The following is a 24,561-nucleotide window of genomic DNA, read 5'->3' as shown; positions in this document are numbered from 1 at the left end:
CCATGAAACGTTCATTTGATCCCAGCACATTGACCCTGCCCACAGGGCACTACATCGGAAACGCCTATGTCCCGGCAGCGGCAGAGATTGCGGTGACAGCTCCCTCCGATGGCCGCAGCCTGGCAGGCATCGCCAGGGCGGATGCCGCCATCGTCGATCAGGCTGTTGAGACGGCAAAACAAGCGCTGCGCACCTCGGGTTGGGCGACATGTGCCCCGCGCGACCGTCTTCGCGCGCTGCAGGCCTGGGCTGACCTTATTGAGGCCGAAGCCGAAACACTGGCCAAACTGGAAGCGGTCTGTTCCACCCGGCCTGTGGGACAAGCAGCCGTGGGTGATGTCTTGATCACCGCAACACAGATCAGGTTTTTTGCCGAATTTGCCGACAAGGAAGGGGGCGATCTGGCCCCGACCTCTGCCGGGCAGCTGGGCTTTATCTCCCATGAACCCTATGGGGTTGTTGGGGCAATCACCCCCTGGAACTATCCGATTTCAATGGCGGGCTGGAAGCTGGCCCCGGCTTTGGCCGCCGGAAACGCGGTGGTTTTGAAACCTTCCGAGATGACGCCATTTTCGACCCTGTACATGGCTGAACTGGCTGTGTGTGCGGGTATTCCTGCCGGGTTGATCAATATCGTTCTGGGCGACGGCCAAACCACCGGCGCGGCCATCACCGGCCACCCAGATATTGCCAAGGTCAGTTTCACCGGCTCAACCCGCGCAGGCGGAGCGATCATGGAAAACATCGCCAAGACGGGGGTCAAGCCGATGACCCTAGAACTGGGCGGCAAGTCGCCGCAGATCGTTTTTGCGGATGCGGACCTGGAGCTGGTGGCCGATTGTCTTGCCCGTGGCATTCTGCCCAATGCAGGGCAGACCTGTGTTGCGGGGACGCGTTTGATTGTTCATCGCGATATTGCGGATGCGCTGGCGCAAAAGCTCATCCTGGCCTTTGCTCAGGAAAAACCAGCCGCGACCTGGGAGGATCCTGCCGGGTTTTCACCTATTATTTCGTCGCAGCAGCTGCAGCGGATCGACAGCATCGTCCAGGCCGCCAAATCCGAGGGCGCAGAGCTGCTGTGTGGCGGCAAAGCCTTTGATCGGAAGGGCAGTTTCTATCAGCCAACGATCATCGCCGGTGTCACTGACAGCAACCCTGCGGTGACCGAAGAAATCTTTGGCCCCGTCGTCACCTTGCAGACCTTTGCAAGCGAGGAAGAGGCTCTAACCCTGGGCAATCATCCGACCTATGGGCTTTGTGCCGGTGTTTATACCCGTGATCTTTCACGGGCGCTGCGTGTCACCAAGTCGCTGGAAGCGGGCACTGTCTGGGTTAATCGCTATGGGCGTTCGCAGGATCACATCTTGCCCACAGGGGGCTGGAAGGCGAGCGGCCTGGGCAAGGACCTGGGGCGCGAAGCCTTTCTTGCCAACCGCCGCAGCAAATCCGTGCTGATTGATCTGTGACACTAAAAGAAAGCTCTTAATATGAAATCTTACCAGATCGCTTTGATCCCCGGTGATGGCATTGGCGTCGACGTGACGGATGCAACGGTTCAGGTTCTGGAGGCTGCGGCCCAAAAATTCGGCTTTCAGCTGAATAACACAGAATTCCCCTGGTCCTGTGAATGGTACCTGAAGCATGGCACCATGATGCCAAAGGACGGGATTGAAACCCTTCGCGCCTTTGATGCGATCTTTCTTGGCGCTGTGGGTTGGCCTGAAACCGTGGCAGATTCAGTGTCTTTACATGGGCTGCTTCTGCCGATCCGCAAAGCGTTCAAACAATACGCTAATGTCCGGCCGCACCGGCTGTTGCCCGGGGTCCAAGGACCCTTGGTCGCCGACGCTTTTGACATTCTCTGCATTCGCGAAAACACCGAAGGTGAATACTCTGGGGCGGGGGGACGTGTGCATCAAGGCACCGCTGATGAAGTGGCGGTGGAGACCTCGGTTTTCACCCGCACCGGTGTCGAACGCATTCTCCGATATGGGTTTGAACAGGCCCGCGCCAGACGTGGGCATTTGACGTCGGTCACCAAATCCAATGCGCAAAAATATTCGATGGTGTTCTGGGACGAGGTCACCCGCGAACTGGCGGCAGAATATCCAGATGTCACGGTTAGCCAAATGCACATCGACGCCATGGCGGCAAAAATGGTGATGGCGCCGCAGGACCTGGATGTGATCGTGGCTTCAAACCTGTTTGGCGACATTCTGACAGATCTCGGCGCGGCCATTCAGGGCGGGCTTGGCTTTGCGGCCTCCGCCAATATCTGCCCAGATCATAGCGGCCCATCCATGTTTGAGCCGGTGCATGGCTCGGCCCCTGACATCGCGGGACAAGACATCGCAAACCCCATCGCCGCCATCTGGTCTGCCGCCATGATGCTGGATCATCTGGGCGAAGCAGAGGCCGCCTCCGCTGTGCTGTCGGCGATCGAAGTGGCGACTGAAAAAGGCATTGGCACCCATCCCGGCAAACACGCGACTGCTATCATCACCGCAGCAATCATCGCAGAACTGGAGCTTTGATCATGAACCTACAAGACCCCAAATTGTTGCGCCACGCCGCATTTATCAACGGCGAATGGCTGGAACGCCCTGACATGTCAGTGACCAACCCTGCGACCGGATCTGTGATCGGCAAGGTTCCGGATTGCACCGGGGCCGAGACCGAGGCCGCCATCGCGGCAGCTGAGACGGCAATGGTCGCCTGGCGCGCACGTTCCAATGCAGAGCGGGCGAATCTTTTGATGGCCTGGCATGACCTGATGTTGACCCACAAACAGGATCTGGGTCGTATTCTCAGCGCTGAACAGGGTAAACCCCTGGCTGAGGCCGAAGGTGAAATTGACTATGGGGCAAGTTTTGTGCGGTGGTTCGCCGAAGAAGCCCGCCGGATCAATGGGAAGGTCATCCCGGTTCCTGGTAAAAAATTGCTTGCCTTGAAAGAGCCCGTTGGGGTTGCGGCGATCATCACGCCCTGGAATTTCCCCAATGCGATGATCACCCGCAAGGTCGCGCCCGCCTTGGCGGCCGGCTGTACCGTTGTGATCAAACCCTCTGACTTTACCCCATATTCAGCCTTGGCGCTTGCTGTTCTGGCAGAGCGAGCCGGCATACCCAAGGGTGTCATCAATGTCGTCACAGGTCTGCCCACAGAGATCGGCAAGGCCCTGACCTCTAGCCCGGTTGTGCGCAAACTATCCTTCACTGGCTCGACCCGCGTTGGGGCCTTGTTGGCAGAACAATGCGCGCCGAGCTTGAAGAAACTGAGCCTCGAGCTGGGCGGCAACGCGCCCTTTGTTGTCTTTGATGACGCCAATATTGACGCCGCTGTTGAGGGCGCGATGCTGTCGAAATTCCGCAACGGTGGCCAGACCTGCGTCTGCGCCAACCGGATTTTGGTGCAATCGGAAATCTATGATGCCTTTGTGGAAAAGCTAACCGCGCGGGTAGATGCACTGACCGTGGGGCAGGGGGATCACGCAGGAGTTGATATTGGCCCCATGATCAACGCCGCCGCGCTTGAAAAGATCAATACCCATGTTCAAGACGCAGTGGCAAAGGGCGCCACCCGCACCACGCGGCAACGTCAGCTCAGCGCGCAATTTGCGGATCCCCTGGTGTTGCGCGATGCCACAACCGAGATGCAGTTGGCGTCGGAAGAAACCTTTGGGCCGGTTGCGCCGATCTTTCGATTTGAAACCGAAGACGAGGCGCTCGAGATCGCAAATGGCACCCCCTTTGGATTGGCTGCCTATTTCTATACCCAGGACATCGCCCGCGCGTTCCGGTTTGGCGAGGCGCTCGAATTTGGCTTGGTTGGGCTCAACACTGGGGCGGTGAGCAATGCCGAAGCGCCGTTTGGTGGGGTGAAATCCTCTGGCCTGGGCCGTGAAGGCGCGCAGGAGGGGATCGAAGAGTACCTGGAAACAAAAGCGCTCCATATTGGCGGCCTGTAAGACTGATCCTTTGGCTTGTCGCTCTGCATATGCCGCCTGTTGGGGCGGCATATGTTTGTCCGGTTAGGGGCTCGAAACACTCTTTAATAGTGCATCCAGGGCGACGCCAATATCGACGGCTCCCTTGGCTGCTAGATCGGTCAACCCAATATAGGCGCCGTAGACTAGGTGAACGACAGCGGGATCATGTTGCCCAATATCAGCTAGCAGCTCTGCCAGGAACGCCAGCCTGATGTGATCAACGTCGTTGACCACCGCTAAGGCGTCTGGATCCGTTAATGCCCATGACCGCATTGCGGGTTCAACCCGCCGCCCGCCAAATCTGTCGGGGGCTGATCCTGACGCCTGCGCAATCAACCGTTCCAAACGCAGTGATGCATCCACTGCGCTGACGCTTTCAATTTCCTCAGCAACCCTATTGCGCCAGAGCGCCAGCATCTCGCGTTTGAAGGAGGGAAGGTCGTCGAAGTTCCAATAGAACGATCCTTTGGTGGCTCCAAGATTTCGCGCCAGGGCTTCGACCCTGATTGCGGTTGGGCCATCGGATGTAAGAGCACGAAAGCCGGCGGCCAACCAGGTCTCTGATGGGAATTTGGTTTTGTTCATCGTCAAAATATACGCTGCCGTATTTACAATTCCAAGGGGCATCATATACGGTGGCGTATGTAGGCATCTCAAGCGGGTAAATGTGACTTGAAACATCCACCGAAGATACGGTTTGTGCGGCTCACGGATGTCGCATTGGAAGACATCGTTTTGCATATGAATACCCCGCGCGTTGCGGAACACATGCCGCTCTTGGGGGCGAAATGGACCCTAGATGATGCCAGACAGTTTGTTGCTGCGAAGGAAGAGTACTGGCAGCGCGATGGTCTGGGCCATTGGGCGGTCTTGAGCGATGAAGCCTATGTTGGATGGGGTGGGTTTCAAAAAGAAGGCACAGAGTGGGACTTTGGCCTGGTCCTCACGCCGGGCAATTTTGGTCTGGGGATGCTCATCTCAAGAAAAGCCATTGCATTTGCGAAGGCAGATCCACGCATTGAATTCGTGACGGTCCTGCTGCCGCCCTCTCGCAGGAATTTGGGGGCGCTTGTCCGCGCCGGGGCCAAGTTTACCAAAGAGATCGAATATGACGGTGAGGTTTTTAGGAAATATCGGCTTGAAACGTCGTGATGCCGCTGCGCTCTGGGACAATTCATCCATATCGCTGCAGTCGGCGGTTCTGATCCGCGCGACCGGCGCATGAACCGCCTCATGTGATACGCGGTGTGACACTGTTTAGGGACAACCTAAGCAGTGCTGCGAGAAATCGTAGTTTTAGGGCATTGTCTTCTCCTTTAGCTTGGAAAGGATCGCCCGACATCGGGCCAAAAGCACCTTTAAAAGCAGGGGAAGGCGGACATGCCCGTGGAAAAGACTGATACATTGATCGTCGGGGGCGGACAGGCTGGCATCGCCATGAGTGAGCACCTTGGCCGGGCCGGAGTGCCGCATCTGGTGCTGGAAAAAAACCGCACGGCCGAAGCCTGGCGCACCGGGCGCTGGGATGCGCTGGTGACCAACGGGCCAGTGTGGCATGACCGTTTCCCAAATATGAATTTCGAGGGCGAGGCACCTGATGCCTTTGTTTCCAAGGATCGTGTGGCTGATTACCTGGTGGACTACGCCGCAATGGTACAGGCGCCGATCCGTGAAGGGGTCGAGGTGCTGGAAGCCCGGCGTCAGCCCGGCACTGGCCGGTTCCTGGTTAAAACCAGCGCGGGCGAGATTGAGGCCGACCGCATCGTGGCGGCGACCGGCGCGTTTCAGCATCCGGTGATTCCACCCATCGTTCCGGAAACCGCGCCGGTCACCCAGCTTCATTCGTTTCACTACAAAAACCCCGATCAACTCCCCGATGGGGCGGTTATGGTGGTCGGTGCCGGGGCATCCGGGGCGCAGATTGCAGACGAACTGAACCGCGCGGGTCGCAAAGTGTTCCTGTCGGTGGGCTCGCATGGCCGTCCACCACGTCGCTATCGGGGGCGTGACTTTGTCTGGTGGCTAGGGGTGCTGGGCCTGTGGGACATGGCCGCACCCGCGCCCGGCACAGAGCATGTGACCATCTCAGTCAGCGGAGCCTATGGCGGGCAGACCATGGATTTCCGTCGCCTCGCGGGGGAGGGCGTGGTGCTGACCGGTTTGACTGCGGGCTATGAGGACGGCGTGCTGCGCTTTGCTGTCGATCTGCAGGCCAACGTGGCAAAGGGCGATGCAGATTACGCCGAGTTGCTTGATATGGCGGATGCCTATGTCGCGCGCACAGGCCTTGATCTGCCCATGGACCCGCAGGCGCGGCAGGCCTTCCCCGACCCGGACTGTCTGAGCCAGCCGCTGAACGCCATCGACCTGAAACAAGAGAACGTGGGCACAATCATTTGGGCCACCGGCTTTCGGCAGGACTTTGACTGGCTCAAGGTTGACGCTTTTGATGAGCGTGGCGCGCCAATCCACCAACGCGGACTGTCCACAGAGCCGGGGGTGTATTTCCTTGGGCTGCCCTGGCAGTCGCGGCGGGGGTCGTCTTTCCTGTGGGGCGTGTGGCACGACGCCAAACATGTCGCCGATCAAATTGAAATCCAGCGAGCCTACATGGCTTATGACGGCGAGGCGGCGATTGTGTCGGCCGCCGCAGAATAAACCTGACAGGAGCGCCCATATGGCACATACCCGTATTCGCAAATTCAACACCGGTGACACTTACCCCGAGCAGAACCTCGACAATGATCTGTGCCAGGCCGTGGTCACGCAGGGCGGCAAGACCGTTTGGCTGCGGGGGCAATGCCCACAGAGCCTTGATGATGCCAAAAACATCGACAGCCATGATCCGGTGGAGCAGACCCATAAGGTGATGCAGAATATTCGCCAGCTGATCGAAGAGGCCGGCGGCGACATGAGCCACTTGGTCAAGGTGGTGGTCTATATCACCGACGTGCGCCACCGCGAGGCGGTCTATCGCACCATGGGCGAATATATCAAAGGCGTGCATCCGGTTTCGACCGGGCTTGTGGTGCAGGCGTTGGCGCGGCCCGATTGGCTGGTTGAGATCGACGGCACTGCCGTGATCCCGGATTGAGCGCATGACCTTTTCTCTTGTAGCGCGCTGCGCCGAAACCGGCATGTTTGGCATGGCAATTTCCTCCTCGTCACCGGCTGTCGCTGCGCGCTGTGCTTTTGCCCGCGCAGGCGTGGGCGCGGTGGCCTCGCAGAACGTGACCGATCCCTCGCTGGGGCCGCTTACGCTTGACCTGATGCAAGGCGGTATGTCCGCGCCTGAGGCCATTGCCGAGGTGCAGGCCCGTGGCCAGTTCATGGAATACCGGCAAGTGCTGGCGGTAGACGGGCAGGGCCGCACGGCGATCCATTCCGGCCCCAAAAGCCTGGGTATCTGGACCCAGGCAGAGGCGGAAAATGTGGCCTCGGGGGGGAACCTTCTTGCCAATGACAGCGTCCCGCAGGCCATTGTGGCGGGATTCACGGGGGCCAAGGGCCATATCGGTGACCGCCTGATTGCTGCGATGCGCGCAGGCCTCTCCGCCGGAGGTGAAGCCGGGCCAGTACATTCCGCCGGAATGATGATTGTCGATAAGGTCGCCTGGCCGGTGGCTGAGCTGCGCTGCGACTGGACCCAGGGTTGCCCGATTGAAAACATCGCCACCGCCTGGGAGGTCTACAAGCCGCAGCTTGACGCCTATACCCAGCGCGCGCTCGACCCGCGCGAGGCGCCGTCCTACGGCGTGCCGGGCGACGAATAGAACAGGAAGGAACAGGGATGCGGGATTTCACCCTTCAGGACTGGCGGGCCAAGGCCGCTGCGCTGGACATCCGTCGCCAGGCGTTTATCGACGGCAAATTCACCGATGCCATCTCAGGCAAGACCTTTGATAGCGTAAACCCAGCCGATGGCGCCGTTCTGGCACCGGTGGCGGAATGCGATGCAGCGGATGTGGATTTGGCTGTGGCCGCCGGGCGCCGGGCCTTTGACGATGGCCGCTGGTCGCGCATGGCGCCGGGGGACCGCAAGGCGGTTTTGCTGAAACTGGCTGATCTGATCCGCGCCAATCTGGAAGAAATGGCGCTGCTTGACTGTCTGGATATGGGCAAACCCATCACCGATGCGATGACCGTCGATGCCCCGGGCTCGGCCCAGTTTTTCCAATGGTACGCTGAGGCGATCGACAAGATTTATGACGAGGTCGCCCCAACAGGCCCCGGTGATCTGGCGCTGGTGCGCCGGGTGCCTTTGGGCGTCGTGGGGGCGGTTGTGCCTTGGAACTTCCCGCTGGATATGGCGACATGGAAATCGGCCGCGGCACTGGCGGCGGGCAATTCCGTGGTGTTGAAACCTGCCGAGCAATCGCCGCTGTCGGCGCTTCGACTGGCGGAACTGGCTGCTGAGGCCGGGGTGCCTGACGGGGTGTTCAATGTGGTGCCCGGATTTGGTGCCAAAGCGGGCCGCGCGCTGGGCCTGCATATGGATGTGGATTGTCTGGCCTTTATCGGGTCAACCGCAACCGGCAAGCGTTTTATGGAATACTCCGGGCAATCGAACCTGAAACAGGTATGGCCAGAAACCGGCGGCAAAAGCCCCAACCTCGTCTTTGCCGATTGCGAGGATCTGGAGGCGGCGGCTGACATGGCGGCCTTTGGTATCTTCTTCAATCAGGGGGAAGTTTGCTCGGCCAATTCGCGGCTTTATGTGGAACGGTCAATCAAAGACGCGCTGGTGGAAAAGCTGATTGCGCGGGCCGAAGGCATGCAACCGGGCGTTCCGCTGGAGCCAGCGACAAAAATGGGCGCAATCGTCGATGAAGAACAGACCCAAGGCATCATGCGCTTTGTCGAAGCTGGCAAACAGACTGCCGATCTGGTGACTGGCGGCGCAAGGGTGCAGGTGAATGGAAGGGGCTGTTTTGTACAACCTACGATCTTTTCCGAGGTGTCCCATGACGACGCGCTTGCCCGCGATGAAATCTTTGGTCCTGTGTTGTCGGTGATCCCCTTTGACACCGAAGACGAGGCCGTCACCATGGCCAATGATTCAATCTATGGTCTGGCGGCCTCGGTCTGGACCGACAATCTGTCCCGCGCCTGTCGGGTGTCTGATCGGCTGCATGTGGGTACGGTTTCGGTGAACACGGTTGATGCCCTGTCGGCGCAGACGCCGTTTGGCGGAATGAAACAGTCGGGGTTTGGGCGTGATTTATCGCTGCATTCGCTGGACAAATACTCCGCCCTCAAGACCACCTGGATCAAATACAAATCCTGATCGCCCGGCGCGGCTCTGACAGGCGCGCGAGAGAGGTGAATGATTGCCGTTTAGGAGACGAGAATGCGCGATTCCCGCTACGATATTCTGTTTGAACCGATGCAGATCGGCCCGGTCACGGCCAAGAACCGCTTTTATCAGGTGCCCCATTGCAACGGTGGGGGTTACCGCGATCCGTCTGCCGCGGCCGAAAAGGTCTATACGCCTGATGATCTGATGGATGGGATCGTGCCCGGCGGCACCGTGGTGATTTATGACGATGATCACTACTATATGGGCGGCGTTCTGGCTGAGCTTTTGGTGAAGCAGTGCGCGAGAGTGACCCTGATCACCCCATCGGCCTATGTCTCTGACTGGACCAACAACACATTGGAGCAGGCGACGATCCATGCCCGGCTGGACGAAATGGGTGTCGATATTGTGCTGAACCGCGGCGTCACCGAAGTGGCCCGCGATCACGTGATCTCGAACTGCGTCTATACCGGCAAAACCCGCAGCTACCCCTGTGACGCGGTTGTCATGGTTGCATCGCGTAGTGGCAATGATCAGCTGTTCCAGGGACTGAAAGCGCGGCAGGCGGACTGGGCCGATGCGGGTATTCGCTCGGTCAAGCTGTTTGGCGATGCCGAGGCCGCTGGCCCGATTGCCTGGGCAACCTATGCCGGGCATCGCAATGCGCGGGAATTGGATGAGGCTGACATCGGTGACGATCTGCCATTCCGCCGGGAAATCACCGAACTGGCGCCGCAATGAGCGCGGCGGTGCCCAAGGCCCGCACCGGCGACATTCTCGCCCAGCTCATTAGTTTTCCAACAGTCAGCGCGGATAGCAATCTGGCGCTGATCGACTATGTCGAAGACCTGCTCAAAACCGCAGGGTTCGAGACCTGCCGGCTTGCTGACCCCGAGCTCCCAAAGGCGGGGCTGATGGCGCGCATCGGTCCCAAGGGTCCGGGCGGCGTGATGCTGTCGGCCCACAGCGATGTGATTCCTGGTGAGGGGCAGGACTGGACCCACCCGCCGTTTGACATGACGCGCGCGGATGGGCGGATCTATGGGCGCGGTAGCACCGACATGAAGGGGTTTCTGGCCTCCGCCCTGTCGCTGGCAGAGCGCGCCGGGGAGGCGCCCCTGGCCCAGCCTTTGATGCTGGCGATCTCCTATGATGAGGAGGTGGGATGCCAGGGCATTCGCAAGATGATACCGGGGATTGAGGCGCTTGGCTGGCGCCCGGACCTGTGCATCGTCGGCGAGCCAACGTCGATGCATCCGGCCATCGGTCATAAGGGCAAGGCGGCGTTTCGTGCCATATGCCATGGCGAGGCGGGCCATTCGGCGCTTGCCCCACGGTTTGTGAACGCGCTGCATCTTGCCGCAGACGTCTTGACTGCCTTGCGCGCCCTGCAGGATGAATACGCCAGCTCAGGCTCGCAGGACGCGGCCTATGACATTGCCTATTCCACCGTACATGCCGGAACAATGCAGGGCGGTACCGCGCTCAACATTGTGCCGGACCACGCCGAGATCGCGTTCGAGCTGCGCCATTTGCCGACTGACCAGCGTGAGGCGTTTGAAACCAGGCTTGCCAGGAAAATTGGCAATACCACCGGGATTGAGATCACCTGCACCAATACTTACCCAGGCCTGGAGGTATCGCCAGATGCACCAGAGGTGGCGCGGGTTGCAGCGCTTTGCGGCAGCAAGGCTGCGATCAAGGTTGCCTTTGGCACCGAGGCAGGCTTTTTTACGGAGCTTGGTATCCCGACAGTGGTATGTGGCCCCGGCGACATGGCCGGGCAGGGGCACAAGGCGGATGAATACCTGGAAGAGGCGCAGCTGGCCGCCTGTGACGAGATGATGGACCGCCTCCTGGCCGAGCTAAGCTGACCTGACTTAACGCGAGTTGAGAAGCTGGGGCACATGTGTGGAGATCCAGTCATTTGCATGGGTCAGAAAGGCGTCATGCAGCTGGATCCGGGCACTGCTGGCGATGGACAGCAGGCCCAGCTTCATGGGGCGGTGGTTGCCCGTCAGTGGCAGGAACCGCATGGGCTTACCATCTGGCGCCAGATCATGCAGCGGACGGATGTTTACGATCGAATAGCCAAAGCCGTTTGCGACCAGTCCCCGCATCACCGCCATATCCTGTGTCCGCTCGGCGATGTTTACGTGCAGCCCTGCGCGGGTAAAAAACGACAGAAAATAGTCCGCACTATGGGGCAGATCCAAAAGAACCATGGGATAGTCCGCCAGGTCTTCTATCGCGACGGAGTGTTGATCGGCCAGGGGATGGGTTTCGCTGAGCGCCACCAGCGGCGGCAGGGTCACCATCGGGTGAAAGCTCAGGTCGCGAGGCAGGTCCAGATCATAGGTCAGCGCCACATCTATCTTGGCCTGGCGCAGCAGAATGAAAAGTTCTGATTGGTTGGCTTCGATCTGGCTGATGCGGACCTCGCTGTATTGGTCGGTAAAACTACGGCGCAGGCCCGGCAGCACAACCTGGGCAAAGGTGCTGAGACAACCAATCGACAGCGGTCCGCGGATCGACCCAGCAAGCGACGCGGCGAGATCGGCAAGACCCGACGCCTGTTGCAGCACGCCCTTTGCATGATCAAGCATTGCGTGACCCGCCGGCGTGGGTGTCAGCCCCTGTGCGTGATGTCGCACAAAAAGCATCACCCCCAGCTCCTCCTCAAGCTGCGACACGCTTGCCGAGATGGACGGGGAGGAGACATTGAGCAAGTGAGACGCTGCCGTGATACTGCCGGTTTCGCCGACGGCCACAAAGTACTCAATCTGCCGCAAAGTGTATCTGATAGGCATGGTGTTAGCCTCGTTTCCTGATGGTCGGCGCGTGCGGTTTAAACCGTGCCGGGCGGGGCGATAGGCATCGCCGGATCCCGCGCCGCTACCGAAGTATCAAGGGGAGCTTGGCCGGAAGCAACGATCTATCCTGTCCACGGCAGCTTAGCCAGTGATGACGTGGGACATCATTCTCCGCGCGGCGTTTGTGATTAAAAATTAAGCTCTGAACGATGTAAACCCGCAGGTGCTGTGTGACCGTCAGCGGATGGCAGGAAAATGCGGCTTGCCCGGTGAAAGCTATATCTATCTAGAACTCCAAAGGAATTTAGAGTTATTGGCGCAAACCGCAGGGGATTTTTTCGTGGCGTTTAGCCCCTGCCTAATCAGCGATTTCGCAACTACTCATTTACCTGTCCCGCTGACGCGGCCTTTAACCAATGAGGCAGACCGTGCATAAAGCTGAGAGCAAAGTTGAGTTCTACTATATCGTGATCGGCGCAGGGTCTGCGGGCTGTGTTCTGGCAAACCGCCTGTCGGCCAACCCTGCCCATCGGGTGCTGGTGGTCGAGGCGGGGGGACGGTTGCTGGAATGGGGCCATGGGCTTGCGGTTCATACCTGCGTGTTGCGGCCCGGCTCGGTTGGGGAAATCCGGCTGGGGTATGAGAATGGCGCGCCGGTGCCGCTGATTGATTACCGGTTTTTCTCAGACCGCCGCGATCTCGATACCCTGATCGAAGGGATCAAAACCGCGCGCCAAATCTTTGCGGCTGCGCCGATGGCGGGGCTCGGCGGTAAAGAGATTCTCCCCGGCCCAGCGGTGCAAAGCGATGATGAGATCGAGGCCTACCTGCGTGCCGAAGCTTTGACCGTTTATCATCCGGTTGGCACCGCAAAGATGGGCACCGATCCCACGGCGGTGGTTGATCCGGTGTCGATGCGGGTGCGCGGCTTGCAGAACCTGCGGGTTGCCGATGCTTCGATCATGCCGACGCTGATCGGTGGCAACACAAATGCGCCCACAATGGTTATCGGTGAAAAATGCGCCCGTGCGATGCTTGGATGACTGATGCTCGGGTGACTGTGGATGCCCGCCCACATTCCGGCTGTGTCTGCCTATTCAGAAACATGATCTGAACCAGCACCGTTAAACAGATCGGCTAAACAGATCAGCCACCCGCCGAGCCCAAACCACTGTGCAAAGGCCCGGCGCTGTTGGTCTCTCGTTGGCGATAGGCGCCTGGGGTGGCATTGGTCCAGCGCCGGAAGGCGCGATGGAAATTTGCAGCAGAGGCAAAGCCGATATCCTGCGAGATCTCCTCAATGCTTTTGAGACCGCGCGACAGATCACGTATGGCAATATCGCGGCGCAGGCCGTCTTTGATCGCCTGAAAGGAGGTGCCTTCGCCGCCCAACCGCCGGATCAGGGTGCGGGGGGTCAGGTTCAGGTCCTTGGCCGCGTCTTTGAGATGATAATCCAGCCTGTCCGAGAGCAACAAAAGGTCCCGTAACCGCAGGGGCAGAGCATGGGTGCGATAGCTGGTAAAGATCCAGTCTCGGGGGGCGCGCAGCAGGAATTCCTGCATTTCCAACTCGCTGCGGGCGACAGGCAGGTCATCGGGCTGGCTGCCAAAAACAATCCTGGACTGCCCCTGGCCAAACAGGATCGGCGCCGGAAACAACACCGGGTAGTCTTCGGCAAATTCGGGGCGCTCAAAGGCAAAGCCGACTTCAGTCAGCGGCAGTTCACGCCCGGTAAGCCAGGAGGAGACCCCGTGGGCAAGTTTCAGCAAGAACATATGGCCAAACCGCTGAGGCCTGTGCTGCCCACGTGGCGCCAACAGGATGCAGATTTGTCCGGCCTCTGTCTCGAGCACCAGTTGGAAATCATCCAACAGGAGGTTCCAGAAGGAGGTAAATCGAAACAGCGCCGCCGAAAGCGAAGAAGCCCCCCGCATAGAGGCGCAGAGATGTTTCAGGGTGCCGGTGCGAATAGGGCGGCTCCACAGGCCCATCATTTCATCACCGGTCTCCTGCGCGACCAGCTGATACAGGCGGACGATCTGATCATGGGTCACACGCCCACCGGGCTGGGCGGACCCGACCAAACCGATCTGATCCAGAAATCCGGCCAGCTGCTGCGGCGGGCAATGTTGACGCAGGACCTGCAACCAGTCTTCCAGAAAGGCGCGGGATACGGTGGGCAGAAAGTCTGGGCTGGGGTCAAATATCATAGGGGGTTTTTGCGAGGCTTTGTCACTTTTTGCAAGGTTTTCGTCCACTGCGGAGATTGTTCCGACAATTTACCGTCTCTATCTGGCATATTAAGCAAGCCCGATTGAGCGGCAGATCAGACAGATATCCCAGTGGAGGCGACCGCCCGTGAGTTTTGATGCACCCGTAAAAGACATGCTTTTCAACATTGAACACCTTTCTCGCTGGTCCGAGGTTGCCGGGCTGGACAAATACGACGGCCTTGAGCTGAGTGACGCGGGCGCCGTGTTGGAAGAGTTTGGCCGCTTTTGTGCCGAGGAAATTGCGCCGCTGAACGCCTCTGGCGATGCCGATGCATCCCATTTTCAGGACGGCAAGGTTCAGCTGGCTGGCGGCTTTGCGCAGGCCTATCAGAAATTTGTTGAAATGGGCTGGCAAAGTCTGCCCCATCCCAGCGCCTTTGGTGGCCAGGACCTGCCCCGCGCTGTGGCGGCCTCTGCCACCGAGATGCTGAACGCGGCCAATCTCAGCTTTGCGCTGTGTCCGCTGCTGACAGACGGCGCTATTGAGGCGCTGCTCACCGCCGGATCTGACGCCACCAAGGCGACCTATCTGGATAATCTGGTCAGCGGCAAATGGACCGGCACCATGAACCTGACCGAGCCCCAGGCCGGCAGCGATCTGGCGCTGGTACGCAGCCGCGCCGAACCCCAGGCGGATGGCACCTACAAGGTCAGCGGCACCAAGATCTTTATCACCTATGGTGAACACGACATGTCGGAAAACATCGTGCATCTGGTGCTGGCACGCACCCCGGATGCCCCGGCGGGTGTCAAAGGCATCAGCCTGTTTTTGGTGCCAAAATTCATGGTCGGAGACGATGGTGCACTGGGCGCGCGCAACGCGGTTCACTGTCAAAGTGTCGAGCATAAACTGGGCATCAAGGCCAGCCCGACGGCCGTGCTGCAGTTCGAAGGCGCCACCGGGTTTTTGATCGGTGAAGAAAACGCAGGCCTCACCTATATGTTCGAGATGATGAATTCGGCCCGCTATGCGGTGGGTCTGCAGGGGATCGCCGTGGGTGAGCGCGCCTATCAGCAGGCGCTGACCTTTGCCAAGGAACGGGTCCAAAGCGCGCCGGTGGATGGCTCCAGCCGCGACGCGGTGACCATTGTCCATCACCCGGACGTGCGCCGCATGCTGATGCGGATGCGGGTGCTGACCGAAGGGGCGCGCGGCATGGCCGCCTTTGCCGCTGGTTGTCAGGATCTGGCCCGCAATGCCGTGTCGCCCGAAGCGCAGGCAGAGGCCAAGGCACTGTCAGAATTCCTCACGCCGCTGGTCAAAGGCTTCAGCACCGAAAATGGTGTCGAGGTGGCGTCCTTGGGTGTCCAGGTACATGGTGGCATGGGCTTTATTGAAGAAACCGGCGCGGCGCAGCATTACCGCGATGCCCGCATTCTGCCAATCTATGAAGGCACCACCGCCATTCAGGCCAATGATCTGGTGGGGCGCAAAACGCTGCGCGATGGCGGTAAAACGGCCCGTGCCCTGGCCGCACGGATTGCTGAGACAGAAGCAGAGCTGGCGGCAGGCTCAGCTGCGGCCCAGGCCGTTGCGCCACGCCTGGCAGTTGCGCGGCAGGCCTTTGAAGAGGTGGTCGCGCATTTGCTCAGCCTGGATAAGGCGGAAATGCCTGCCGCCTTTGGCGCTGGTGTGCCCTATCTGATGCTGGCCGGGAATTTGGTCTCTGGCTGGCAGATGGCGCGTGGCCTGCTGGCCGCAGAAGCGGCCCTGGCGCGCGGCGAAGACCCGGAGTTTTTGACGGCCAAGGTGGCCTCGGCCCGGTTCTATGCTGATCACGTGTTGTGTGAGACCGAGGTGCAGCGCAGCCGCTGCGTTTCCGGCGCTGAAAGCCTCGCGGCGGCACTGCTGTAACCGCACCACATAAATCTTCTTTTAGGGCGGCGCCTGCCCCGGCGCCCGCTTCTCCTCACATGCTTATAAGGACCGTACCATGACTGTCGAAATTGACATCTCCCGCTTCAAGAACCTCGACCTTCAGGCCCATGAGGATGGTGTCTGGGTTGTCACCCTGAACCGCCCGACCAAACGCAACGCACTGGATATCGATACCATCGAAGAGCTGGTTGATTTCTTCTCCACCGCGCCGCGCGCTGGCGTCAAGGCGGTGGTTCTGGCGGGGGCTGGGGATCACTTCTGCGCTGGGCTTGATCTGATTGAACACCACGACGAAGACCGCAGCCCGGCGGATTTCATGCATGTCTGCCTGCGCTGGCACGAGGCCTTTAACAAGATGGAATACGGCGGCGTTCCGGTCATCGCCGCTCTGCAGGGCGCGGTTGTTGGGGGCGGGCTGGAACTGGCCAGTTCGGCCCATGTGCGGGTGATGGATCAGAGCACCTATTTTGCCCTGCCCGAGGGGCAGCGCGGGTTGTTCACCGGCGGTGGTGCCACCATCCGGGTGACTGATCTGGTGGGTAAATCCCGCATGATCGACATGATGCTGACGGGCCGTGTCTATCAGGGGCAGGAGGCCTGCGATCTGGGGCTGGCACAGTATATTGTCGAAGGTTCCAGTTTTGACAAGGCGCTGGAACTGGCGCGCCGCACCGCTGAGAACCTGCCGCTGTCGAACTTTGCCATTTGCTCTGCTGTTAGCCATATGCAGAACATGTCAGCGATGGATGCCGCCTACGCCGAGGCTGTGGTGGCGGGTGTGGTCAACACCCAACCCGATGCCCGCGCACGGCTTGCGGCCTTTGCTGACAAAAGCGCCGCCCGGGTGCGTCGCAACGACTAAGACCCAAGACCCGAGCCCATTGCTGCCCTGCCCTTTGCAAAAGGGGCGGGGTTTTTCTTTTTCACCCCTGCAGTGTCCAGGGTTCAACAGCACCTGAATGGGGAAGCTGGTGAAGCGCAGGGGAATCAGATAGGAAAATTATGTGGCTGTTTGTCTCGTGCCACTGCCGGATCTGTATCGCTCTTGTTGCCCGCCTACGGGATGAAGGAAAGAATTGACCGCATGAAACATGTCCCCAAAGAAACCACCGATGACGCCCTTATTCAGGAATTTCTGAACAAGGGTGGCAAAGTCAATGTTGGCAAGACCAAACCGATGCCAAGCGAGCTCGGTCTGAGTAACAATGTCTGGAACAACAAAATGACCAAAGAAGAAAAAGCGGCCCGCGATAAGCCGAAGAAGTAGCGTCACCCGGTGCGCAAAACCAAGCGGGCTGCTTTGCGCGGATTTGCTGCGGTGACAGGCATTGAGTAGTCTCGCCCTGCGAACCGGGCGAGACTGTTTGTTTAGGTCAGCTTTGTTTAGGCCGTGCCGGTCTTCACGACCATCTTGCCAAAGTTCCGGCCCTCAAGCAGATCGTTGAAGGCTGCAGGCGCCTTCTCCAGACCTTCAACCAGTTGCTCGCGGTATTTGATCTGACCGCTTTTGATCCAGCCGATCATTTCCTTGGAAAACTCGGGGTAGTGATGCGGGAAGTCGTCAAAGATGATAAAGCCCTGCATCTTGATCTTTTTCACCAGCAAGGCTCCCATCAAGGCGCCCATGCGATCGGGGCCATCGGGCAGGCTGGTGGCGTTATACTGCGAGATCAATCCGCACAGGGGCACCCGCGCATTGGGGTTCAGCAGTGGCAGCACGGCATCAAACACAGCGCCACCGACGTTTTCAAAATAGACATCAATGCCATCAGGGCAGGCGGCCTTGAGCTGCTGGGCAAAATCCGCAGCGTTGCGGTCGATACAGGCATCAAAGCCCAGCTCGTTTACCGCATAGGCGCATTTTTCAGGCCCACCCGCGATGCCGACAGCACGACAGCCTTTGATTTTGGCAATCTGGCCAACAGTTGCCCCCACAGGACCGGTGGCCGCTGCGGTGACGACGGTTTCACCCGCCTTGGGCTCGCCGATATAGAGCAATCCGCAATAGGCGGTGAAACCGGGCATGCCCATAATGCCAAGCGCCCATGACGGCTGTGCCGGATCGGCCCCCATATTGGTGACGCCCACCCCGTCTGAAATGGCATAGTCCTGCCAGCCGCTAAAGCTGAGCACCCAGTCGCCGGGGGCAAAGCCCTCCACATCCGAAGTCACAACCTGTGCCACGGTGCCGCCGACCATCGGATCGCCAATGGCAACCGGATCGGCATAGGATTTGGCGTCGTTCATGCGGCCACGCATGTAGGGGTCCAGCGACAGGTATTCGACCCGCAACAGCATTTCCCCCTTGCCTGCGACGGGCAGATCGGCGGTTTCCAGAGCGAGAGTGGTGTCATCCGGTTTGCCAACCGGGCGGTTCTTCAGAACGATCTGGCGGTTTTTATCGGCGGTTTGTGGCATTGGGTTTCCTATGTGTTGGGGGATGTTTGTTCGGGTTCGGGGTGTGGTTCGGGCAAGAGCGCCAGAGTGGCCTCCATCGCCTGCAACAGCGGATCAGCGCTGCGGGACAGTTTGGCCATCAGGCTGGCACCCAGCCACATCTGATAGAGCGCAGGACCAACCAGGTCGGGTTGCACCGAAGCGGCGATGGAGCCGTCTTTCTGGCCCTCGGCAATGGTCCTGGCCAGGCGTCTGCTTACGGTACGTGTTCCGGCCTCCAGAAGGTGACGCATCTCGTTTGATATGTCAGAGACTTCTGCGCCCAGTTTCACGATCAGGCATTGGCTGCAGGCCTCTTGGCTGCTTTGACTGCTCACCCAGCGTGACCAATACTCCAACAGCCGGGCCCGTGCCGTTGGGGCACTGTCCTCCAGTATCTCGGTCAGCGTCTCGCCATATTGGCTGAGATACTGTTCCAGCAGTTTGCAGCCAAAATCCTCTTTTGAGGCAAAGTAGTGATAGAAGGAGCCTTTGGGCACCGCAGCGGTTTTGAGCAGCTCTGCGAGCCCCATACCGGTAAATCCACGCTGTGCCACAAGGGCCCGGCCGGTGGTTAGAATATGGTCGCGGGTGGAATCGGTTTGCGTTGTCATGGCGCATGAGATGACAAGAATTAGACCGGTCGTCTAGTGCGGTGAATTGGAAACCCCACGTCACTTACTGCGCGGCAAAAGGCGGCTTCAATGGGGGCGTTTTTGTGTTTGCCCGTCAAAGTGACGTTTGGTCCAACGGCTATGACGCAGGATTAACCCTCTGCAAAACAGGGGATCCCTCGTCTAGTCTTAGATCCTTGTAACGACGCATGATCCCAGCCGGAGGCAGCCATGAGCGACCTGAAAACCCAGTTTCGAACCTGCAATATCTGCGAGGCCATGTGCGGGCTGATTGTCACCTACGACGATACCGAGGTGCATTCGATCAAGCCAAACCCCAAGGATCCGTTGTCGCGCGGCCATATTTGCCCAAAGGCCATCGCGCTACAGGATTTCCGCACCGATCCGGACCGGGTGACAACGCCGTTGAAAAAGGTAGACGGTGAATTTGTGCCAATCAGCTGGGACGAGGCCTATGCGTTTGCCGCGCACCGTCTGGCCGCAGTGCAACAGGCCCATGGCAAGGACGGGGTTGGCATCTATCTTGGCAATCCCAATGCCCATAAATTTGGCAACCTCCTGACCCTGCCGGGACTGGTCAAGGCGCTGGGCACAAGCAACCGCTATTCCTCGGCGACAGCGGATCAGATCCCGCATCATGTCGCCTCGATCCATATGCTGGGTCACCCGATGCTGATGCCCGTGCCGGATGTGGCGCGCACGGATCTCATGCTGATCCTGGGCGGCAATCCCGTGGTTTCCAATGGGTCGATGATGACGGCGCCGGGCTTTGGCAAGCGCATGGATGAGATCAAGGCGCGCGGTGGCCGCGTGGTGGTGATCGACCCGCGCCGCACTGAAACTGCGGCCCGCGCGGGTGAGCACCTGTTCATCCAACCCGAAACCGATGCCCTGTTACTTCTGGCGCTGATCCACGAGGTCTTTGCCCAGGGGCTGGAAGATCTTGGCGCGCTGGCTGACATCACCGATGGGGTCGAGGTGCTGAAAGATGCGGTGCAGCCCTTTACCGCTGACAAGGCTGCGGCGATGACGGGTATTGAGGCGCAGACCATCCGCGATCTGGCCCGCGATTTTGCCTCTGCAAAATCGGCTGTGTGTTACGCGCGTATGGGGGCCTCAACCCAGAGCTTTGGCTCCCTGTGCCAATGGGCCAATAATGCGCTCAATATCATTACCGGCAATTTTGACAGCCCCGGCGGCGCAATGTTCACCACACCGGCGCTGGACAATGTCGGCATGAACAGCCGCAAAGGCAAGAGGCGCAGCTACCCGGAGAGACGCTCGCGGGTGTCCCAGCAGCCGCTCTATAATGGTGAGTTCCCGGTTTCGGTCATGGCAGAGGAGATGGAGACGCCGGGTGAGGGGCAGATCAAGGCGATGATCACCGTGGCTGGCAACCCTGTCCTGACGGCTCCGAATGGTCAGCGCATTGGCCGTGCGTTTGAGGCGCTCGACTTTATGATGTCGGTTGACCTCCACATCAATGACACCACCCGCCATGCAGATCTGATCCTGCCGGCCACGGTGGCGCTGGAGGAAGAGGTCTATGACATGGTCTTCCACAGTTTTGCGGTGCACAACACCGCAGCCTTTGCCAAACCAGTCTTTGCTCCGCCCAATGGCAACCCGCAGGAATGGGAGGTAATCTCCCGCTTGGCGGCGAAGATATCAGGATCCAGCAGCATCGGCCCTTCCCCAACCAAAATGCTGGAGATGCTGCTGCAGCAGGGGTTCCACAGCGGGACTGTCACGGTAGAGACGATGTTGAACGCGCCCAGTGGCGCCATTGACCTGGGCCCGCTGGTCTCAAACCTGGCCGATCGGCTGGAGACCCCGGATGCACGGTTGCACCTGGCGCCCGAAGTGTTCCTGGCGGACTTGCCGCGATTGCTGGACTTCCAGCCCCCGGTCTGTGACGATTTCCCCTTGCTGATGATTGGTCGCCGGCAGGTGCGCAGCCATAACAGTTGGACTCAGAACAGCCCGCGTCTGGTCAAGGGGCGCAATCGTTGCACGGTGCAGCTCAACCCGGCTGACGCCGCACGGTTTGGCCTGACCGAAGCCCAGGATGTGGAGATCGAAAGCGCAGTAGGAGCGGCAAGGTTTCCGGTTGAGATCACCGAAGAGATTGCGCCTGGTGTTGTGTCGATCCCTCAGGGGTGGGGGCAGCGAAAGGGCAAGCTTTCGGCGGCGACCAGGGTGCAGACGGTATCAATCAACGATCTGACCGATGATCGTCGCATTGACCCCATCAGTGGCAACGCTGCCTTTAACGGAATCCCCGTGCGCGCCCGCGCTGTGTAGCGCTTCGTCTAATCGCCGCGGTTTTTGGTTTGGATGTTTTTGGAAGGGTGAGGGGGTGGTTTGGTTCGGGGGCGTGGTTTTGATGTGTTGTCTTGGGTGAGTCTTGGCTGGGGCGTGTTGAGTATTGTGGTTTGGGGCGGTGTTTGTGTGTTTGGTTTTGGATTGGCCGGGTGATTTTGGGATTAACCCCTTGATTTTGCGTTATTTTTGGGATTTTCCAAAAAAGATGATATTTTTGTAATTTAGGTGTTGCGGGTTTGTTGAGTTAACACTAGAACCCCCTCTACCGGCGGCGGAGACGCGGCACGGTGGGGCGGCTGAGAGGTCGCTGACTGGCAGGAAAGGCTGCTGGACGCTCAGGAGAGACTGGGGCATCTGGAGGATGTTATGAGGCGGTTGCGCTAAGGAATTGGCGCGGTGGCCTTGTTTTTGGCCTTTAGGTGTTGCTCTTTGACATTGATGATAACTGAAGAGATATGTGGGCGGTTTGGTTCGTTTCGATGGATCAACGTCTGTATATCAACGCTAGTAGGGTGGGCCATTTGGTCTGTTCGATGATCTAGTGTCAGCTTCACTGTTTGACGGACTTTTGTTTACTTTTGTAAACTGAAGCACAATCAAACAGATGACTTCCGATACGTGTCCAATCCTTAGCCGGGTGGACATAGGGATCTGCCCCCAAAAGCGGTCCTGAGTATTGGAGATGTGCAGAGGTTCGAACGTCAAGGATAGCATCGCGAGATGCTTTCAACTTGAGAGTTTGATCCTGGCTCAGAACGAACGCTGGCGGCAGGCTTAACACATGCAAGTCGAGCGCACTCTTCGGAGTGAGCGGCGGACGGGTTAGTAACGCGTGGGAACGTGCCCTTCTCTAAGGAATAGCCACTGGAAACGGTGAGTAATACCTTATACGCCCTTCGGGGGAAAGATTTATCGGAGAAGGATCGGCCCGCGTTAGATTAGATAGTTGGTGGGGTAATGGCCTACCAAGTCTACGATCTATAGCTGGTTTTAGAGGATGATCAGCAACACTGGGACTGAGACACGGCCCAGACTCCTACGGGAGGCAGCAGTGGGGAATCTTGGACAATGGGCGCAAGCCTGATCCAGCCATGCCGCGTGAGTGATGAAGGCCTTAGGGTCGTAAAGCTCTTTCGCCAGAGATGATAATGACAGTATCTGGTAAAGAAACCCCGGCTAACTCCGTGCCAGCAGCCGCGGTAATACGGAGGGGGTTAGCGTTGTTCGGAATTACTGGGCGTAAAGCGCACGTAGGCGGATCAGAAAGTATAGGGTGAAATCCCAGGGCTCAACCCTGGAACTGCCTTGTAAACTCCTGGTCTTGAGTTCGAGAGAGGTGAGTGGAATTCCGAGTGTAGAGGTGAAATTCGTAGATATTCGGAGGAACACCAGTGGCGAAGGCGGCTCACTGGCTCGATACTGACGCTGAGGTGCGAAAGTGTGGGGAGCAAACAGGATTAGATACCCTGGTAGTCCACACCGTAAACGATGAATGCCAGACGTCAGCAAGCATGCTTGTTGGTGTCACACCTAACGGATTAAGCATTCCGCCTGGGGAGTACGGTCGCAAGATTAAAACTCAAAGGAATTGACGGGGGCCCGCACAAGCGGTGGAGCATGTGGTTTAATTCGAAGCAACGCGCAGAACCTTACCAACCCTTGACATCCTTGGACCGCTAGAGAGATCTAGCTTTCTCGCAAGAGACCAAGTGACAGGTGCTGCATGGCTGTCGTCAGCTCGTGTCGTGAGATGTTCGGTTAAGTCCGGCAACGAGCGCAACCCACATCCTTAGTTGCCAGCAGTTCGGCTGGGCACTCTAGGGAAACTGCCCGTGATAAGCGGGAGGAAGGTGTGGATGACGTCAAGTCCTCATGGCCCTTACGGGTTGGGCTACACACGTGCTACAATGGCATCAACAATGGGTTAATCCCCAAAAGATGTCTCAGTTCGGATTGGGGTCTGCAACTCGACCCCATGAAGTCGGAATCGCTAGTAATCGCGTAACAGCATGACGCGGTGAATACGTTCCCGGGCCTTGTACACACCGCCCGTCACACCATGGGAGTTGGATCTACCCGAAGGCCGTGCGCTAACTTTTGAGGCAGCGGACCACGGTGGGTTCAGCGACTGGGGTGAAGTCGTAACAAGGTAGCCGTAGGGGAACCTGCGGCTGGATCACCTCCTTTCTAAGGATGTATCTAGCAAGAAGAACTTGTTCTTCCTCGTGATACACTTAGCAATGAACAGTAATCAAAACTGTTCAACATCGGGGCATCTACTGGATGTCCTTTGGACCGAGCCGTCCTCATATCTCTTCAGACAAGTCGCGGCAGCAGCCGTTATCTGGCGCTGCCTGGTGACATAACCACTGAGTGCTGCTCTCGGGCATTGCTTTGCAATACCCTGTCGCACACGGGTTTTGATTTGCTTTGCAAATCGAAAACCGGGTCGGTAGCTCAGGTGGTTAGAGCGCACGCCTGATAAGCGTGAGGTCGGAGGTTCAAGTCCTCCTCGACCCACCACTCATCCTTCGGGATTAAGATGGGGCCTTAGCTCAGCTGGGAGAGCGCCTGATTTGCATTCAGGAGGTCAGGAGTTCGATCCTCCTAGGCTCCACCATTAAACAATTAGATCGTTAAGCACTGTGCGCAGTTCTTAACCGTCCAATTGGACGAATTGATATCGTAAAGAGAGAAACAATCAACAACACTGTTGATCGCCCCGAGTGTGGGGATGATCTCAGATTGGTGCTGATTAGACCTTCGGGTTTATGATGCGAGCTTATGAACACGTCTGTTTCCTCGGACGTCCATGGGTCTGCCGGTTTGAAACGACAGAGTTGTCCAAGTCAAGTACACTAACCCGGTTCTAATTCCGCAAGGTTTTGGAACCAATTGTATTTATGATGTTT

General features: G+C 58.6%; 20 protein-coding genes, 2 tRNA genes and 1 rRNA gene. 18 read left to right on the top strand and 5 right to left on the bottom strand.

Annotated elements, in window-relative coordinates:
• The first annotated feature begins 2 nt into the window (after positions 1-2).
• Genes N1037_19110 through N1037_19100 form a run of 3 tightly spaced genes read left to right on the top strand, consistent with a single transcriptional unit; the run spans position 3 to position 3,967 of the window.
• Positions 3-1,466: an aldehyde dehydrogenase family protein gene (locus tag N1037_19110; GenBank protein UWS79332.1), complete on the top strand. Its 1,464-nt coding sequence runs from the start codon at positions 3-5 to the stop codon at positions 1,464-1,466.
• Positions 1,467-1,487: 21 nt separating this feature from the next.
• The gene (locus N1037_19105) at positions 1,488-2,534 is read left to right on the top strand and encodes a tartrate dehydrogenase (GenBank protein ID UWS79331.1); all 1,047 of its coding nucleotides are present in this window, start codon (positions 1,488-1,490) and stop codon (positions 2,532-2,534) included.
• 2 nt (positions 2,535-2,536) lie between these two features.
• Positions 2,537-3,967 carry an NAD-dependent succinate-semialdehyde dehydrogenase gene (locus N1037_19100; protein UWS79330.1) on the top strand — a complete coding sequence of 477 codons (1,431 nt, stop codon included), beginning with the start codon at positions 2,537-2,539 and terminating at the stop codon, positions 3,965-3,967.
• Positions 3,968-4,030: 63 nt separating this feature from the next.
• Here the strand turns inward: N1037_19100 and N1037_19095 are convergent, their stop codons facing one another.
• Positions 4,031-4,729 carry a TetR/AcrR family transcriptional regulator gene (locus N1037_19095; protein UWS79329.1) on the bottom strand — a complete coding sequence of 233 codons (699 nt, stop codon included), beginning with the start codon at positions 4,727-4,729 and terminating at the stop codon, positions 4,031-4,033.
• Between N1037_19095 and N1037_19090 the strand changes: the two genes are divergently transcribed.
• From N1037_19090 to argE, 7 genes are all read left to right on the top strand, one after another.
• The gene (locus tag N1037_19090) at positions 4,730-5,140 is read left to right on the top strand and encodes a hypothetical protein (protein UWS81402.1); all 411 of its coding nucleotides are present in this window, start codon (positions 4,730-4,732) and stop codon (positions 5,138-5,140) included.
• Positions 5,141-5,368: 228 nt separating this feature from the next.
• The gene (locus tag N1037_19085; GenBank protein ID UWS79328.1) at positions 5,369-6,646 is read left to right on the top strand and encodes an NAD(P)/FAD-dependent oxidoreductase; all 1,278 of its coding nucleotides are present in this window, start codon (positions 5,369-5,371) and stop codon (positions 6,644-6,646) included.
• A 19-nt stretch (positions 6,647-6,665) separates the two neighbouring features.
• Entirely contained in the window at positions 6,666-7,082 is a 417-nt protein-coding gene (locus N1037_19080) for a RidA family protein (GenBank protein UWS79327.1), read from the top strand.
• A 4-nt stretch (positions 7,083-7,086) separates the two neighbouring features.
• Complete coding sequence (locus tag N1037_19075; protein ID UWS79326.1) at positions 7,087-7,761, top strand: DUF1028 domain-containing protein; 675 nt, start codon at positions 7,087-7,089, stop codon at positions 7,759-7,761.
• Positions 7,762-7,778: 17 nt separating this feature from the next.
• Positions 7,779-9,275, top strand: coding sequence for an aldehyde dehydrogenase (locus N1037_19070; GenBank protein ID UWS79325.1), 1,497 nt, complete (start codon positions 7,779-7,781; stop codon positions 9,273-9,275).
• A 63-nt stretch (positions 9,276-9,338) separates the two neighbouring features.
• Positions 9,339-10,028 carry a hypothetical protein gene (locus N1037_19065; GenBank protein ID UWS79324.1) on the top strand — a complete coding sequence of 230 codons (690 nt, stop codon included), beginning with the start codon at positions 9,339-9,341 and terminating at the stop codon, positions 10,026-10,028.
• Positions 10,025-11,161: an acetylornithine deacetylase gene (gene argE / locus N1037_19060; protein ID UWS79323.1), complete on the top strand. Its 1,137-nt coding sequence runs from the start codon at positions 10,025-10,027 to the stop codon at positions 11,159-11,161. Before N1037_19065 ends, argE begins: the two co-directional genes overlap by 4 nt.
• A 6-nt stretch (positions 11,162-11,167) precedes the next feature.
• Here the strand turns inward: argE and N1037_19055 are convergent, their stop codons facing one another.
• Positions 11,168-12,097, bottom strand: coding sequence for a LysR family transcriptional regulator (locus tag N1037_19055; protein UWS79322.1), 930 nt, complete (start codon positions 12,095-12,097; stop codon positions 11,168-11,170).
• Between the two features lie 431 nt (positions 12,098-12,528).
• Here N1037_19055 and N1037_19050 point away from each other — a divergent pair, with 431 nt between their 5' ends.
• A complete protein-coding gene (locus N1037_19050) occupies positions 12,529-13,143 on the top strand; it encodes a GMC oxidoreductase (protein ID UWS79321.1) in 615 nt (204 codons plus the stop codon).
• A 103-nt stretch (positions 13,144-13,246) separates the two neighbouring features.
• Here the strand turns inward: N1037_19050 and N1037_19045 are convergent, their stop codons facing one another.
• Positions 13,247-14,311 carry an AraC family transcriptional regulator gene (locus tag N1037_19045; GenBank protein UWS79320.1) on the bottom strand — a complete coding sequence of 355 codons (1,065 nt, stop codon included), beginning with the start codon at positions 14,309-14,311 and terminating at the stop codon, positions 13,247-13,249.
• Positions 14,312-14,459: 148 nt separating this feature from the next.
• Here N1037_19045 and N1037_19040 point away from each other — a divergent pair, with 148 nt between their 5' ends.
• The 3 genes from N1037_19040 to N1037_19030 all read left to right on the top strand — a co-directional run bounded on the left by N1037_19040 (position 14,460) and on the right by N1037_19030 (position 17,520).
• Complete coding sequence (locus tag N1037_19040; GenBank protein UWS79319.1) at positions 14,460-16,229, top strand: acyl-CoA dehydrogenase; 1,770 nt, start codon at positions 14,460-14,462, stop codon at positions 16,227-16,229.
• 79 nt (positions 16,230-16,308) lie between these two features.
• A complete protein-coding gene (locus tag N1037_19035; protein ID UWS79318.1) occupies positions 16,309-17,115 on the top strand; it encodes a crotonase/enoyl-CoA hydratase family protein in 807 nt (268 codons plus the stop codon).
• A gap of 222 nt (positions 17,116-17,337) precedes the next feature.
• On the top strand, positions 17,338-17,520 hold the full coding sequence (locus N1037_19030; GenBank protein ID UWS79317.1) for a hypothetical protein: 183 nt from the start codon (positions 17,338-17,340) through the stop codon (positions 17,518-17,520).
• Positions 17,521-17,636: 116 nt separating this feature from the next.
• Here the strand turns inward: N1037_19030 and N1037_19025 are convergent, their stop codons facing one another.
• Both N1037_19025 and N1037_19020 read right to left on the bottom strand, forming a co-directional pair.
• Complete coding sequence (locus tag N1037_19025) at positions 17,637-18,671, bottom strand: NADP-dependent oxidoreductase (protein ID UWS79316.1); 1,035 nt, start codon at positions 18,669-18,671, stop codon at positions 17,637-17,639.
• 8 nt (positions 18,672-18,679) lie between these two features.
• A complete protein-coding gene (locus tag N1037_19020; GenBank protein UWS79315.1) occupies positions 18,680-19,303 on the bottom strand; it encodes a TetR/AcrR family transcriptional regulator in 624 nt (207 codons plus the stop codon).
• 231 nt (positions 19,304-19,534) lie between these two features.
• Here N1037_19020 and N1037_19015 point away from each other — a divergent pair, with 231 nt between their 5' ends.
• From N1037_19015 to N1037_19000, 4 genes are all read left to right on the top strand, one after another.
• Positions 19,535-21,628 (top strand): molybdopterin oxidoreductase family protein, encoded by a 2,094-nt coding sequence (locus N1037_19015; GenBank protein UWS79314.1) that lies wholly within the window; start codon positions 19,535-19,537, stop codon positions 21,626-21,628.
• A gap of 748 nt (positions 21,629-22,376) precedes the next feature.
• Positions 22,377-23,836 (top strand): 16S ribosomal RNA (locus N1037_19010).
• Between the two features lie 259 nt (positions 23,837-24,095).
• A tRNA-Ile gene (locus N1037_19005) sits at positions 24,096-24,172 on the top strand.
• Between the two features lie 21 nt (positions 24,173-24,193).
• Positions 24,194-24,269, top strand: a tRNA-Ala gene (locus N1037_19000).
• Positions 24,270-24,561 lie beyond the last annotated feature (292 nt).

The sequence above is a fragment of the Phaeobacter sp. G2 genome (assembly GCA_025163595.1).
In the GTDB taxonomy this organism is placed as follows: Bacteria; Pseudomonadota; Alphaproteobacteria; order Rhodobacterales; family Rhodobacteraceae; genus Pseudophaeobacter.
This window is presented reverse-complemented; position numbering and strand designations above follow the sequence as displayed.

Excerpts from the sequence above, each read along its gene's own strand:
- N1037_19110 (UWS79332.1), top strand. The coding sequence starts at position 3 with ATGAAACGTTCATTTGATCCCAGCACATTGACCCTGCCCACAGGGCAC.
- N1037_19105 (UWS79331.1), top strand. The coding sequence starts at position 1,488 with ATGAAATCTTACCAGATCGCTTTGATCCCCGGTGATGGCATTGGCGTC.
- N1037_19100 (UWS79330.1), top strand. The coding sequence starts at position 2,537 with ATGAACCTACAAGACCCCAAATTGTTGCGCCACGCCGCATTTATCAAC.
- N1037_19095 (UWS79329.1), bottom strand. The coding sequence starts at position 4,729 with ATGCAAAACGATGTCTTCCAATGCGACATCCGTGAGCCGCACAAACCG.
- N1037_19090 (UWS81402.1), top strand. The coding sequence starts at position 4,730 with ATGAATACCCCGCGCGTTGCGGAACACATGCCGCTCTTGGGGGCGAAA.
- N1037_19085 (UWS79328.1), top strand. The coding sequence starts at position 5,369 with ATGCCCGTGGAAAAGACTGATACATTGATCGTCGGGGGCGGACAGGCT.
- N1037_19080 (UWS79327.1), top strand. The coding sequence starts at position 6,666 with ATGGCACATACCCGTATTCGCAAATTCAACACCGGTGACACTTACCCC.
- N1037_19075 (UWS79326.1), top strand. The coding sequence starts at position 7,087 with ATGACCTTTTCTCTTGTAGCGCGCTGCGCCGAAACCGGCATGTTTGGC.
- N1037_19070 (UWS79325.1), top strand. The coding sequence starts at position 7,779 with ATGCGGGATTTCACCCTTCAGGACTGGCGGGCCAAGGCCGCTGCGCTG.
- N1037_19065 (UWS79324.1), top strand. The coding sequence starts at position 9,339 with ATGCGCGATTCCCGCTACGATATTCTGTTTGAACCGATGCAGATCGGC.
- argE (UWS79323.1), top strand. The coding sequence starts at position 10,025 with ATGAGCGCGGCGGTGCCCAAGGCCCGCACCGGCGACATTCTCGCCCAG.
- N1037_19055 (UWS79322.1), bottom strand. The coding sequence starts at position 12,097 with ATGCCTATCAGATACACTTTGCGGCAGATTGAGTACTTTGTGGCCGTC.
- N1037_19045 (UWS79320.1), bottom strand. The coding sequence starts at position 14,311 with ATGATATTTGACCCCAGCCCAGACTTTCTGCCCACCGTATCCCGCGCC.
- N1037_19035 (UWS79318.1), top strand. The coding sequence starts at position 16,309 with ATGACTGTCGAAATTGACATCTCCCGCTTCAAGAACCTCGACCTTCAG.
- N1037_19030 (UWS79317.1), top strand. The coding sequence starts at position 17,338 with ATGAAACATGTCCCCAAAGAAACCACCGATGACGCCCTTATTCAGGAA.
- N1037_19025 (UWS79316.1), bottom strand. The coding sequence starts at position 18,671 with ATGCCACAAACCGCCGATAAAAACCGCCAGATCGTTCTGAAGAACCGC.
- N1037_19020 (UWS79315.1), bottom strand. The coding sequence starts at position 19,303 with ATGACAACGCAAACCGATTCCACCCGCGACCATATTCTAACCACCGGC.
- N1037_19015 (UWS79314.1), top strand. The coding sequence starts at position 19,535 with ATGAGCGACCTGAAAACCCAGTTTCGAACCTGCAATATCTGCGAGGCC.